This window comes from Nitratireductor rhodophyticola, assembly GCF_019891355.1.
Classification (GTDB): domain Bacteria; phylum Pseudomonadota; class Alphaproteobacteria; order Rhizobiales; family Rhizobiaceae; genus Nitratireductor; species Nitratireductor rhodophyticola.
In genome coordinates this window covers 229,049-242,825 of the sequence record NZ_JAHSSF010000002.1, presented here as the reverse complement: position 1 = coordinate 242,825, position 13,777 = coordinate 229,049, and the positions used below count along the sequence as shown (strand labels likewise).

At 60.9% G+C, this 13,777-nt stretch carries 12 protein-coding genes; 4 read left to right on the top strand and 8 right to left on the bottom strand.

Features of this window, described 5'->3' with window-relative positions:
- The first annotated feature begins 7 nt into the window (after positions 1 to 7).
- The 3 genes from KUG85_RS06915 (at position 8) to KUG85_RS06905 (ending at position 3,590) form a co-directional block, all read left to right on the top strand.
- Entirely contained in the window at positions 8 to 2,227 is a 2,220-nt protein-coding gene (locus KUG85_RS06915; RefSeq protein ID WP_223004659.1) for a 3-hydroxyacyl-CoA dehydrogenase NAD-binding domain-containing protein, read from the top strand.
- A 137-nt stretch (positions 2,228 to 2,364) separates the two neighbouring features.
- A complete protein-coding gene (locus KUG85_RS06910; protein ID WP_065817251.1) occupies positions 2,365 to 2,910 on the top strand; it encodes a thioesterase family protein in 546 nt (181 codons plus the stop codon).
- A 62-nt stretch (positions 2,911 to 2,972) separates the two neighbouring features.
- Positions 2,973 to 3,590 carry a 2-hydroxychromene-2-carboxylate isomerase gene (locus tag KUG85_RS06905; protein WP_223004658.1) on the top strand — a complete coding sequence of 206 codons (618 nt, stop codon included), beginning with the start codon at positions 2,973 to 2,975 and terminating at the stop codon, positions 3,588 to 3,590.
- 3 nt (positions 3,591 to 3,593) lie between these two features.
- Here KUG85_RS06905 and KUG85_RS06900 read toward each other — a convergent pair whose 3' ends face one another.
- A complete protein-coding gene (locus KUG85_RS06900; RefSeq protein WP_007008146.1) occupies positions 3,594 to 4,094 on the bottom strand; it encodes an MmcB family DNA repair protein in 501 nt (166 codons plus the stop codon).
- A 38-nt stretch (positions 4,095 to 4,132) separates the two neighbouring features.
- Complete coding sequence (cueR, locus tag KUG85_RS06895) at positions 4,133 to 4,522, bottom strand: Cu(I)-responsive transcriptional regulator (RefSeq protein ID WP_007008145.1); 390 nt, start codon at positions 4,520 to 4,522, stop codon at positions 4,133 to 4,135.
- 196 nt (positions 4,523 to 4,718) lie between these two features.
- Between cueR and KUG85_RS06890 the strand changes: the two genes are divergently transcribed.
- Positions 4,719 to 5,342, top strand: a complete 624-nt coding sequence (locus KUG85_RS06890) for a L,D-transpeptidase (RefSeq protein WP_007008144.1) — start codon at positions 4,719 to 4,721, stop codon at positions 5,340 to 5,342.
- Between the two features lie 97 nt (positions 5,343 to 5,439).
- Here the strand turns inward: KUG85_RS06890 and KUG85_RS06885 are convergent, their stop codons facing one another.
- The 6 genes from KUG85_RS06885 to KUG85_RS06860 all read right to left on the bottom strand — a co-directional run bounded on the left by KUG85_RS06885 (position 5,440) and on the right by KUG85_RS06860 (position 13,703).
- A complete protein-coding gene (locus KUG85_RS06885; RefSeq protein ID WP_223004657.1) occupies positions 5,440 to 6,015 on the bottom strand; it encodes a NifU family protein in 576 nt (191 codons plus the stop codon).
- A 92-nt stretch (positions 6,016 to 6,107) separates the two neighbouring features.
- Positions 6,108 to 6,599, bottom strand: coding sequence for a universal stress protein (locus tag KUG85_RS06880; protein WP_007008142.1), 492 nt, complete (start codon positions 6,597 to 6,599; stop codon positions 6,108 to 6,110).
- A gap of 92 nt (positions 6,600 to 6,691) precedes the next feature.
- Complete coding sequence (gene trpS / locus KUG85_RS06875; protein ID WP_223004656.1) at positions 6,692 to 7,759, bottom strand: tryptophan--tRNA ligase; 1,068 nt, start codon at positions 7,757 to 7,759, stop codon at positions 6,692 to 6,694.
- A 72-nt stretch (positions 7,760 to 7,831) separates the two neighbouring features.
- Entirely contained in the window at positions 7,832 to 9,025 is a 1,194-nt protein-coding gene (locus KUG85_RS06870) for an acyltransferase family protein (protein ID WP_223004655.1), read from the bottom strand.
- A gap of 54 nt (positions 9,026 to 9,079) precedes the next feature.
- Positions 9,080 to 10,654, bottom strand: a complete 1,575-nt coding sequence (murJ, locus tag KUG85_RS06865) for a murein biosynthesis integral membrane protein MurJ (RefSeq protein WP_223004654.1) — start codon at positions 10,652 to 10,654, stop codon at positions 9,080 to 9,082.
- Positions 10,655 to 10,904: 250 nt separating this feature from the next.
- Positions 10,905 to 13,703 (bottom strand): [protein-PII] uridylyltransferase, encoded by a 2,799-nt coding sequence (locus KUG85_RS06860; RefSeq protein WP_223004653.1) that lies wholly within the window; start codon positions 13,701 to 13,703, stop codon positions 10,905 to 10,907.
- Positions 13,704 to 13,777: the final 74 nt, after the last annotated feature.

Here is a 13,777-nt window from a genome sequence, read left to right as displayed (position 1 = left end):
TCAGACCATGACCGACTACAAGAACTTTACCGTTGACGTGGACGCAGACGGCATAGCACTCCTCACCTGGGACATGCCCCACCGCTCCATGAACGTCTTCACCGAAGAGGTGATGGACGAGCTGGATGCGATCATCGATCACGTTGCAGGCAGTGACGGGATCAAGGGTGCTGTCATCACTTCCGGCAAGGAGACCTTCTCCGGCGGTGCGGACCTGACCATGCTGCAGAAGATGCTCGGCCAGTTCGAGAAGGAAAAGGCCAAGGACCGCAAGAAGGCGGTCAAGCTTCTGTTCGACAATGCCGGTCGCATGGGCTGGCTCTGGCGCAAGCTTGAAACCTCCGGCAAGCCGTGGGTCTCGGCCATCAACGGCACCTGCATGGGCGGCGCATTCGAGCTGTCTCTTGCCTGCCATGGCCGTGTTGCAGCCGACAGCCCGGCAGTGAAGATGGCGCTGCCTGAAGTGAAGGTCGGCATCTTCCCCGGCGCAGGCGGCACCCAGCGCGTGCCGCGCCTAGCCAAGCCGCAGGAAGCCTTGCAGATGCTGACCACCGGCCAGACGCTGACGCCGCAGAAGGCGAAGGCCATGGGGCTGATCCACGAGATCGCCGCGCCGAAGAAGCTGGTCGAGACGGCGAAGAAGATGATCCTCGACGGCCTGAGCACGGTTCAGCCCTGGGACGAGAAGGGCTTCAAACTGCCCGGCGGCCCCGTCTACTCGGCGGCGGGCGCAAACCTCTGGCCGCCTGCAATCGCCATTCTGCGCCGTGAGACCTACAACAATTACCCGGCCGCAGCCGCGATCCTGAAATGCGTCTATGAGGGCATGCTGGTGCCCTTCGACACGGCGCTCACCATCGAGCAGCGCTATTTCACCGAGATCATGCAGACGACCGAAGCGAAGATGATGATCCGCTCGCTCTTCGTCTCGTTGCAGGAACTCAACAAGGGCGCGCGCCGTCCGGACGACGTGCCTGCGAAGAAGTTCAGGAAGATCGGCGTTCTGGGCGCGGGCTTCATGGGCGCGGGCATCGCCTTCGTGACGGCCAAGGCGGGCATTCCCGTCGTTCTGATCGACCGCGACACGGCATCCGCCGAAAAGGGCAAGGCGCATTCCGCCGATCTGATGGACAAGGCCATCAAGAAGGGCCGCGCCACCGCCGAGGACAAGGAAAAGCTCCTTTCGCTCATCACGCCGAGCGAGGACTATGCCGAGCTTGAAGGTTGCGATCTGGTGATCGAGGCCGTGTTCGAGGATTCGGAGATCAAGAAAACGGCGACAGAAAAGGCCGAGGCCGTTCTGAAACCATCCGCCGTCTTCGCCTCCAACACCTCGACCATTCCGATCTCCGGTCTGGCGAAGAACTCCAAGCGCCCGAAGAACTTCATCGGCATCCACTTCTTCTCGCCCGTCGACAAGATGATGCTGGTCGAGATCATCATGGGCAAGAAGACCGGCGACAAGGCGCTGGCCATGGCGATGGACTATGTGCGCGCCATCAAGAAAACGCCCATCGTGGTCAACGATACGCGCGGCTTCTACGTCAATCGCTGCGTCCTGCGCTACATGCAGGAGGCCTTCTCCATGGTCATCGAAGGCGTTCCCGCCCCGATGGTGGAGAACGCGGCGAAGATGGCCGGCATGCCGGTTGGCCCGCTTGCGCTCACCGATGAAACGGCTGTCGACCTCGCCCAGAAGATCATGAAGCAGACCGTGCGCGATCTCGGCCCCAAATCCGTCGACCCGCGCCACATGGAGCTGATCGACACGCTGGTCGACAAGCATGGCCGTCTTGGCCGCAAGAACGGCAAGGGCTTTTATGACTATCCGGCAAAGCCCGCGAAGAAGCACCTGTGGGCCGGCCTGAAGGATCTCTATCCGCAGAAGAACCCGGACAAGATCGAGGTCGAGGAACTGCAGGAGCGCTTCCTTGCCACGATTGCGCTGGAAGCGGCCCGCATCATGGAGGAAGGCATTGTGGTCGATCCGCGCGAGGCGGATGTCGGCTCCATCCTCGCCTTCGGCTTCGCACCCTATACGGGCGGCGCGCTGTCCTACATTGATGGGATGGGTGCTGATGCCTTCGTTGCCATGACCAAGCGCCTGCAGAAGAAGTACGGCAAGCAGTTCAAAGCCCCGAAGCTCCTGCTGGACATGGCTGAGAGCGGCGAGACCTTCTACCAGCGCTTTGCGCCTGAAAAGGCGGCGGAGAAGAAGGCCGCCTGAGGCTTTTGCTGCGAAAGCGAAAAAACTCCGTTCCGGATGCAGTAATGCGTCCGGAACGTTGAACAGGGCACAATTTCGGAACGCTGCTTTGCCGGGCAAGCGCTGGTCGCAGCACTAACCTCTCAGGATAGAAAACCATGTATGTCTGGATGCGTCTTCTTCGCGTGGCCGCCACACGCAAGAGCCGGGGCGTCTACCGACTGGGCGACGAGAGCAAACTCTCCTTTCGGTGCCTGCCCACCGACATCGACATGAACATCCACCTGAACAACGCCCGCTACATGATGCTTGCGGATATGGGACGGATCGACATCTTCCTGCGCAGCGGGCTGATCGGTGCCGCGCGCGAACGCGGATGGGCCCCGTTGCTCGGTGGACTGCAGACCGCCTATGTGCGCGAGGTTCGCCTGTGGCAGCGTTTCGACGTGGTCTCCACCATCGAGACGTGGGACGGCACGCAGATTATCGGACAGCATCGTTTCGTCCTCCAGGACGGACGTATCGCCGCCATGATCCTCACCACCGGAGGTGTCTACGATTATCGCGGAAAGCGCTTCGTTCCGATGGACGAGTTGATGAGCGCGCTCGGCGTCGATACGGCACCGCGCGCTCCAAACGACGAGGAAAAGGCTTTCATGGCCTCGCATCAGGGCCTGCGCGCTCGCGCAAAAGTGTTGGCCTGACGTCTATCGGTGCGGCGCCTGGCTCGCTAGGGTCAGCCTCGGAAAATGTACCGGAGACACTCATGCCAGCCACCGTCGACTACTATTTCACATCCGCTTCGCCCTTCACCTATCTGGGTCATCAGCCACTGCGGACGGTTCTGTCCAAACATGGCGCGAACGTGCGGGTGAAGCCGGTCAACCTGATGGGCGTGTGGGAGATTTCCGGTGCGGTCCCGCCGGCAAAGCGCCCTCCGGTGCGCCAGCGGCTGCGGCTGGTGGAACTGCAGCGCATCGCGGACTTTCGCGGCATGCCCATCAACAAGACGCCAAGGCACTGGCCTGTCGACCCGGCTCTTTCAGACCATGTGATTGCGGCCCTGGTCGCCGAGGGGCACGACCCCATGAGCTACATGGAGCGTGTTTTCGCCGCCGTGTGGGCGAACGAGGAGAACATCGCCGATCCCGACACGCTGGCGAAGTATCTTGAACTGGAGAAGTTCGACGCCGCATCCATTCTGGAAAGAGCACAAACCGAAGAGATTTCGGCAATTCGCGCACAGAACACGAAAGATGCCGTTGAAGCCGATGCTGTCGGCGTTCCTACCTACGTACTCAATGGAGAGGCCTTCTTCGGGCAGGACCGTGTCGAATATCTCGATCACGCCCTTGCGACGGGCCGCGCACCCATCACGCCCTGAGCCTCAGCCTGCCTCGCCTTCGGCAAGCGGGACCTCGATGCCGGCAAGCTCCGCGGCGGTGACGCGCGCCGCACCCGCCCGCGCAAAGCGCAGCATCATCGCCTTGCGTGTGGCGGCGGCGAGCCGGTGTTCGTCGGGCTCACGCAGGATCTCGGCCCCATAGCCGTCAGACAGGATAAAACCGCACTCCTCGGGGAAAATCTCTGCCGGCACTTCCGGGTGGGTCGCAAAGAAGAAGCGATCGGAGTGCTGGCGGTAATCTGGCCATTTCCGATCCACTCGAAAATCCTCAACCGACGATTTGATCTCGATGATCCAGATGTCACCTTTCCGCGTCAGCGCTACGAGATCGGCGCGGCGACCGGTGGCAAGCGTCAACTCCGGCAACACAACGGCCCCCATGCTCATCAGCAGGCGTTGCACGCCACGTCGGATGACCATGGCGCGATCCGACTGGCGCCCATCGGCCAGAGGATTGACGGGAATCGGAGAGATGATCGGCATTGCGGAATTATGCCATCCTCATAGCCCCGTTTGAAGCCTTACCGTGCTCCGGCGATGTCATTGAGGATTGGGCAATCGGGACGTTCATCGCCCCGGCAGGCAAGGATCAGCTTGTTGAGAACTGCGCGCATGGATTGGAGTTCAGCAATCTTGTCGTCGATTGCCGCCACATGGGACACGGCTATATCGCGCACGTCCTGGCTTGCCCGCTCTTTATCCCGATAGAGAGCCATGAGTTGCCGGCACTCGTCGATGGAGAAACCCAGCCCCCGCGCGCGCTTCAGAAAGGTCAGAAAATGCAGATCCTGATCGCTGTAGGCGCGATAGCCGTTGCCCGCACGCTGCGGCGCTATCAAGCCAATTTCCTCATAATAGCGAATCGTCTTAGCCGGTAATCCCGAACGGCGGGCGGCCTGTCCAACATTCATGATGCGACTCCTGCGCTTTCATCAATGCAGAAACTGGGGATTGTGTTGCCTGTTTGCAATAATGAGAGCCAATAAGGGGCTTCCGCTACGTCAGCGCGGTCGAAGCCTTGGCAATTTGTTAACCAAGAATTTAACAATGATGATCAGATTACGACGCGCTTCAGGCATAATTAAGGTATCCGGGCTGGGGGAACATATGAAATTCAAATCCATCGCCGTCGCTGCGGCACTGGGGCTTGCAACGGCACTTGCCGGCTGTACGACGGGCGGTCCTTTCAAGGTTTTCACGTCCGACTACGGCACGGTGAAAGACGCTGGCTACCAGCTTCCCCGCATTCCGATCAATGAAGTTCCCCGGCAATACCATCGCCAGATCGTTTCCTACGAAACCAAGGAAAAGCCTGGCACCATCATTGTCGACACCAATGCCAAGTTTCTCTACCTCGTGATGGATGGCGGCAAAGCCATGCGCTATGGCATCGGGGTCGGTCGCGAGGGTTTTGAATGGGCGGGCACGGCGCGCATCGCCATGAAGCGCGAGTGGCCGACCTGGACGCCGCCTTCTGCAATGATCGGTCGCCAGCCGGAGCTGGCGAAATGGCGCCGCGGCATGCCGCCCGGCCTGTCCAATCCGCTCGGCGCACGCGCGCTCTATCTGTTCAACCGCGGTGGCGACACCGGCTATCGCCTGCACGGCACGCCGGAATGGCGCTCCATCGGCAAGGCAATGTCGTCGGGATGCATCAGATTGATGAATCAGGACATCATTGACCTTTACAACCGTACCGAAGTTGGTGCTAAAGTAATCGTTAAGCGGTAGAAACCGTCTCAGCGACCGGGGTCAATCGATCCGACCCTGAAAAAAACCGGGCCCTGGAGCCCGGTTTTTTCTTGTCTTGATCCTGACGCGGGAGCGATCAGAGCACCTGTTCGACTTCCCGAACTTCCGGAACGAAATGATGGAGCAGGTTCTGGATGCCGTGCTTCAACGTGGCTGTGGAAGACGGGCAGCCCGCGCAGGCACCTTTCATGTGCAGAAAGACGGTGCCCTTCTCGTAGCCGCGAAAGGTGATGTCACCCCCATCCTGGGCAACCGCCGGGCGTACACGCGTATCGAGCAGCTCCTTGATGGTCGAAACGATTTCCTCATCCGCCTCGTCGTAGAACTCGCCTTCGCCGGAAACCGGAAGGCCGCCGAGCCCTGCCTTGGCCATGACCGGTTGGCCCGACATGAAATGTTCCATGATGGTGCCGAGAATGGCCGGCTTCAGATGCTGCCAGTCCGGACCGTCCTCTTTGGTGACGGTAATGAAGTCATAACCGAAGAAGACTCCGGTCACACCGGAGACCGAAAACAGCCGCTCGGCCAGAGGCGATGTTTCCGCCGCCGACTCCGCCTCGCGGAAATCGGCCGTTCCTTCTTCCAGAACCACCCGGCCAGGCAGGAATTTCAGCGTCGCGGGATTGGGGGTCGCTTCAGTCTGAATGAACATGGTGGTTTTCCGATCTGGCGTTTCTTGGAATGATTCTAAAATAGGTGGAATCGCTCCGGTGTTCAAGCGCACATATGGGGAGCGTCGCGCCCCTATGCCAGACTTTCGATTTCCTCGTCGCTCAGATTCTGCGGCACGACTGTGACGGGGATGGGAAAAGCGGCCGTCTTGCCGGCAATGGACGAGACCAGCGGCCCCGGCCCTTCCTTGGAACTGCCCGCTGCCAGAACGAGGATGGCGATATCCTGATCCTCTTCGATCAGCTTGTGAATCTCGTCGGCGGACTTGCCTTCGCGCACCACGAGTTCCGGCTCGATGCCGATTGTCTCGCGCACCTTGGTGGCGTGCGTGTCGAGCGCCGCATTGGCCGTTGCCGTCGCTTCCTCACGCATGATCTGCTCGACCCCCAGCCAGTGCTGGAAGTCACCAGGTTCGATCACGAAAAGAAGCACCAGAACGCCATTTGTCGACTGGGCGCGCCGCGCCGCGTAGGCAACGGCCCGCTCGCATTCGGGCGTGTCATCAATGATGGCAAGGAACTTGCGGCGGTGTCCCGCCTCGCGGATCAGTCGCTTGGAGACCATTCACACGTCCTGTTTCGCCGGCGAGTGACCCGCCAATTCCGCGCAATCTGCCATCGCAGAGAGCTTTCGGCAAGCCGGGGTGTTCAAGGGGCTCACCCGTCGATGAGCCCGATGATCTCGCGCACCATCTTCATGGTCGCTTCCGCCTTCTCGCGCGCCCGGCCAGCACCTTCACGCAGAACACCGTCAATATAAGCCGGATCCGCAAGAATGCGGCGCATCTCGCCGGCGATCGGCGAGAGTTTCTCGACCGCAAGCTCCGCCAGCGCCGGCTTGAACTCGGAGAACTGGCGCCCGCCGAACTCGGCAAGCACATCGGCCTTGCCGACACCGGAAAGCGCGGCGTAGATGCCGACGAGGTTCTGCGCCTCGGGCCGCTCGGCCAGGCCGTCCACTTCTGAAGGCAGAGCCTCGGGGTCGGTCTTTGCCTTCTTGATTTTTTTGGCGATGGCGTCAGCGTCGTCCGTAAGATTGATGCGCGACAGGTCGGACGGGTCCGATTTGGACATCTTCTTGGAGCCGTCACGCAGGCTCATCACACGGGTGATCGCGCCTTCGATGAGCGGTTCGGTCAACGGGAAGAAGCCGTTCACCTTTTCTTCGCCCACCTCCATCTCCACACCATAGCCAAGCTCGGCAATGCGCCCGGAAAAGTCGTTGTTGAATTTCTGCGCAATGTCGCGCGTCAGCTCGAGGTGCTGCTTCTGATCGTCCCCCACCGGCACGTGGGTGGCGCGGTAGACGAGAATGTCAGCCGCCATCAGGCTCGGATAGGCGAGCAGACCGAGGGACGCGTTCTCACGGTCCTTGCCGGCCTTGTCCTTGAACTGCGTCATGCGGTTCATCCAGCCGATGCGCGCGACGCAGTTAAATATCCATGCGAGCTCAGCGTGCTGCAGCACCTGGCTCTGGTTGAAGACGATGTTCTTCTTCGGGTCGATGCCGCTCGCCAGGAAGGCGGCGGTGATCGAACGCGTCTGGTCGGCCAGATCGTCATGCGCCATGGTCGCGGTCAGCGAATGCAGATCGACGACACAATAGATGCACTCATGGCTGTCCTGCAGCGCGACAAACTTCTGCAGCGCGCCCAGATAATTACCGAGGTGAAGATTGCCCGTCGGCTGAACGCCGGAGAAGACGAGCTCCCTGAATTCGCTCATGGATCGTTCCTGAATGCCTTTTGAAGCGCGAAAACCGCGCGCCATGGCTTATGAACGACGCGAAACCGGCAATCAAGCCCCACGCACCGATTGCGTTTCCGCTCCGCCGGCGGGCAAGGGCCGACCGCGCGGTGCGAGCCCCACCAGAATGCCGCTCCGGCCGGGCAGCCACTCAGCCGCGATGGCGAACAGGAACGAACCGGCAAACGTCGCAGTCAGAACCAGCGCATATTCGGGCCAGACGCCAAGCCCGAGCGGCAGAACATAATAGAGCGCTGCCACCACCACGGTCTGATGCACAATATAAAGCGGAAAGACCTTGCGGTTGAGCCAGGAGACAGTAGCACTCGGTGCGTTCAGACGCTTCGCCGTAAACCCGCACAGCGCCAGGATCATCGTCCATGCCAGCGCCATCAGGAGCGTCTTGAAGAGCGGCGTCATGGTTTCATAGTCGCCGATGAAAGCACCGCCGGCTCCTGTCCAGGAAAAGAGGTAGAGCGCCGCCGTCAGCGCTGCGGCCAACCCGGCGCTTTGCCAGCGCAAGCCCACCACGGTCCCGATCAATGCCTGATGGTATCGGGCAAAGAGGAAACCAAGCCCGAACCAGCTCGCCCATACTGCAAACCATGCGCCGTCATTGTAGAGCGCATTGGTCTGGCGCGGGAAAACGGGTGACAGCGCCAGATTGAGCACGAGTGGGAGGAGAAAAAGCAGATAGACCCATCCGGAGCCTGCCACCCGTTGAAACCAGTCGGTGACCGGCTTCATGAAGGGCTGGTCGATCAGCCGGAAAACCGGATAGCAGACGAGGGTCATCACCAGCAGATAGGCAACGAACCACATATGCGCCCAGGTGAAATTCCCGTCGGGATATTTGCCTTCGGTGAAATAGCGCGTGAGCCAGAAGGTGAGCAAGGAGCCCTGATAACCCTCCTCATACATGCGTTCATACCAGACCTGCGGCACGATGATGACGCACATGGCGAAGATCAGCGGCGGGAAGAGGCGCGTGAACCGGCCGGTCAGAAAGCTGAGATCGTGGCACCGCCGATAGACGAACCAGGTGCCCATGCCTGACACGAAGAAGAGCAGGGCAAGCCGCCAGGCGCGCGGATGTTTCATGATCAGCGACAGGGTGGCGCTGCCCTCCGGCGCCTCGATCAGCCATTTCATATCCGGGAAGAAGGCGACCGAAGCGTGATAGGCGATCAGCAGCATGAACGCGGAGACGCGCAGGAAATCGATATAGTAGAGCCGTTGCTGCATGCCTCTCCCCCGGAGTGATGAAGGCAATGCTAGATGCACCGCCTTCGCATTCCGTTAATGGGAGACGTTCTTGCGGTCCCGTCGCCGGGCACGGGCAAGCTCCTTCCGGTCGATCCCACCGGTTGCAAGCGCCACGCCGAAATAGGCAACCGCCGCGAGCACGACGATGGCGACGACGGTGAGAATGCGTACGATCAGAAGGTCGTGCCCGACAAACTGCGGTAGACCTGTCAGCATTCCCCAGACGACCACGCCCATCACTGCGCTGGCGAGCAGCATGAAAGCGATGCGCCGCAGGGTTAGCGACGAAGGTCGGAAATCGCCGCGCCGCCAAAGGGTGACCGCCAGAAGAAGCACATTCACCCAGGCTGAAAGCGAGGTTGCCGCGGCGATCGCCACATGGCCGTAGACGGGGAAGAACAGCAGGCTCGCTGCAATGTTCACAACAACCGTGACCAGCGAGAACCACATCGGCGTTCTCATGTCTTCGCGCGCGAAGAACGCCGGCTGGAACACTTTCGTCAGCACATAGGCCGGCAAACCGCTGGCGAAAGCGGCAAGCGCGGCAGCGGTCATTGCCGTATCGAGTGCCGTGAACTGACCACGCTCATAAAGGATGGCGACGATGGGGGCTGGCATGACCATGAGCCCCACGGCGGCTGGCAGTGTGAGCCCCAGCGCGAATTCCATGGAACGGTTCTGCAAATGCTGAGCATCCGCGTGATCGCCGGCTTTCAGGGCGCGTGAGAGCTCCGGCAGGAGCACCACACCCACGGCGATGCCGATGACGCCGAGCGGCAACTGGTTGATGCGGTCGGCGAAGTTCAGGAGGCCGATGGCGTTGTCCTGTGTGGAGGCAATGATCTGCCCGACCAGAAGATTGATCTGCATGATACCGCCGGTCAGAAGCGCCGGCGCCATGAGTACAAGCAGGCGTTTGACACCCGGCGTGAGGCGCGGACGCCGTACCCGCATGGAGTAGCCTGCGCGGCGCGCACCCTGGATGAGAAAGAAAAGCTGCGCCAGACCCGAGGCGAACACGCCCCAGGCAAGCCAGATGCCCGTCTGGCGCGGGTCGAACTGCCAGAAAAGCGCGACGAGCAGAACCCCGATCAAAATCACATTGAGAAGCGTCGGCACCAATGCCGCCAGGAAATAGTGGCGCATCGCATTCAGAATGCCGGAGAACATGGCAACCAGCGACATGCAGAACAGATAGGGGAACATGATCCGCGTCATGAGCACCGTCAGGTCGAACTTCTCCGGCGAAGCGGCAAAGCCCGGTGCGATGATGGTCGAGACCAGAAACGGCATTGCGAGCATGGCGGCGGCCGAGAGCGCAAGAAGCACCGTCATCAGAACGGCCAGCACATCCTCGCCAAAGCGCCGTGCGGCCTCCACACCACCGCCCTCCATCTCCTTGGCGAAAAGCGGAATGAAGGCGGTGTTGAACGCCCCTTCGGCGAAGAGCCGGCGGAACAGGTTGGGAAAGCGGAACGCAGCATAGAAGGCGTCCGTAACCGGGCCAACGCCAATGGCGGCCGCAATCAGTGCTTCGCGCGCAAAACCGAGAATGCGGCTTGCCATGGTGGCGCTGCCGACACTGGCGAATTTTCCGATGAGACTCATGGGAGGGAAGACCTGAAAATGGGCGCGGGATGGGGGCTGCAATCCAAAGAATTGCAATGCTGAGATGCGCTGGCATGGATCCTCGGGTCAAGCCCAAGGATGACGAGCTTCTTCAGTAGTGCCTGCGCCGCTGCATATACGAGTGATCGGCCAACCAACCCCGTCGTCATCCTCGGGCTTGACCCGAGGATCCACGCCGGAACGCTGCTCCCGCCGCCGCCCTGCAAGGTTTCCTCCCCCGCCACCATGCTCATTCGGCAGCCGTCCGCGATTTGCCTCTCACCGATCGCTCCACGCCGCTTTCCAGCGTTTTCAAAAGCGCCTTGCGGATCGCATCCAGTCTGTCGGTGCTGACGATCTTCTGGCCGGTGAGATCGGTCACGTAGAATGTGTCGATCACTTTCTCGCCAAACGTCGTGATGTGTGCCGAGGCAATGTCGAGCGAGAGGTCGGACAGCGTTTCGGTTACTTCTGAAAGTAGCCCCGGACGATCGAGCCCCCTCACCTCGACAACGGAAAAACGGTTCGACAGCGTGTTGCCGATCTCAACGCGCGGCTCGACGCGGAAGGCGCGGGTGCCGCGGCGCGGCTTGGCGCGCTTCTCGATCATTTCGGGGAGATAGGATCTGCCCGAGAGCACATCCTCGATCAGCCTGCGCACGCTTTCGGCGCGGCGGCGCTCATCGGCATCGAAATCGAACTCGCGGTTGATCAGGATCGTATCCAGCGCGCGGCCATGGGTGGTGGTGAAAATCTGCGCATCGACGATGTTCGCTCCCGCCGCCGAGCACGCGCCAGCGATGATCGACAGGAGGCGCGGGTGATCCGGCGCGAACACCGTGATCTCCGTCACCGCCTCGAATGTGTGCGGCTTCACCATCGTTGCAAGAGGCCGCTCCTGCCTGTCGGCATCGCGGATGAAATCCGCATGGCGTATCTGGTCATCCAGATCGACGGCCAGCAGGTAGGCCGAATAGTGCAGATCGAGATAGTCCTCGATGTCTTTTTCGGGCCAGCCGTGCTCTTCAAGCGCGCCTGCCAGCCGCTGGCGCGCCTCGTCCGCACGGGTGGAGCGCGGCGCTTCGGAGAAGCCACCGGTCAGAAGCACTTCGGTCTCATAATAGAGCGTGCGCAGAAGCTGGCCCTTCCAGCCATTCCACACGCCGGGCCCGACGCCGCGAATGTCGCAGACGGTCAGCACCAGAAGCAGCTTCAGCCGCTCCACGGACTGCACCATGTCGGCGAAGTCCTGGATCGTCTTGCGGTCGTTCAGATCGCGCGTCTGGGCAACCATGGACATGTCGAGATGATGCTCGACCAGCCAGGCGATCATCTCCGTCTCCTTGGGATCGAACCCCATATGCGGACACAGCCTGCGGGCGATCCGCGCACCCGCCGTCTCGTGGTCTTCCGGCCGCCCCTTGGCGATGTCATGCAGAAGAACCGTGGTGTAGAGCACTTCGCGCCACGGCTTCAGCGACGGCATCAGCGAGTGGGAAAGCGGATGCAGCTTCTCGCCGTCGCCATGCTCGATCTCGGACAGGACGCCGATGCAGCGGATGAGGTGCTCGTCGACCGTATAGTGGTGGTACATGTTGAACTGCATCATCGCCACGATCTTGTTGAAATCGGGGATGAGCTTGCCCAGAACGCCGGCCTCGTTCATGCGGCGCATGTTGAGCGCGGGATCGCGGTCGGATGTCAGCACATCCATAAAGAGGCGGTTTGCCTCTTTGTCACGGCGCAGATTTCGGTCGATCAGCTTGAGCGAACGGGTGAGCAGTTTCAGCGCTTCGGGGTGATATTCGAGACCGTGCCGGTCCGCGAACCAGAACAACCGCAACAGGTTCACCGGGTCGCGCTCGAACACGCCCTCATCGGCCACGTTGATGCGGTGATTGTCGACGATGAAATCGCTGGTGCCGGCAAGTTTTCTGCGGCGGCGCGAAAAGTTCATGAAGAAGCGGTTGAAGCCGGGAACATGCTTGCCCTGTTCTTCCTCAAGGGCCGCGCAGAAAATACGGGTGAGATCGCCCACGCCCTTGGCCGTCAGGAAGTAATGCTTCATGAAGCGCTCGACCGCCGACAGGCCGGGATGGCTTGTATAGCCAAGCCGCTCTGCGATATCGCGCTGAATATCGAAATGCAGCCGCTCTTCCGCCTTTCCGGTGAGAAAGTGCATGTGGCAGCGCACCGCCCAGAGAAAATCTTCCGCCTTGCGAAACTGGAGATATTCCTTGCGGGTGAAGACGCCCTGCCCCACCAGGTCTTCCGCACGGCGCACGCGGTAAAAATACTTGCCGATCCAGAACAGCGTGTGCAGGTCGCGCAGGCCGCCCTTGCCGTCCTTCACATTGGGCTCGACCAGATAACGGCTCTCGCCCGCCTTGGCATGGCGCAGGTCGCGCTCGGCAAGCTTGGCCTGGCTGTATTCGGCGCCCGTATCCTTGACCACTTCCTCGTCGAAACGCTCGACCATCTCATCATAGAGAGGTTTCTCACCGCAGATGAAGCGCGCTTCCAGAACGGCGGTGCGGATCGTCATGTCGGTGCGCGCCTGGCGGATGCACTCGTCGATGTTGCGGGTGGCATGGCCGACCTTCAGTCCCATGTCCCACAGCATGTAGAGCACATATTCCACGATCTGCTCGCCCCAGGGCGTCTGCTTGTAGGGCAAGAGAAAAAGGAGATCGATGTCGGATCCGGGCGCCAGCGTGCCGCGCCCATAGCCGCCGACGGCGACTATCGCCAGGCGCTCCGCCGATGACGGGTTCTGTGTCGGGTAGATGTGCGTTGCCGCAAAATGCTGCACCTCAGTGATGATCACATCCATCAGATGCGAGAGGCGGGCCGCGCAGGCCGTGCCGCCGCCATCGTTCATCAGCATGGTTTCGGCGGCTTTCCGGCCTTCCGCAATGCGCGCCTTCAGCGCTTTCATCACGCTTGTGCGCAGTTCTGAGCCGCTCGACTTTTCGGCATAACCTGCGAGCTCGGCGCGCAGGTCTGCGCCGTCTATGATCTGGTCGAGCTTGAGTGGAACCTTGGCCATGAGTTTCCCGAATTGGCGGCGCTGTATAGCGTGTTTTCGCGCGCCGCGAAATGGCTGTCAAAAACTGCGGTTGC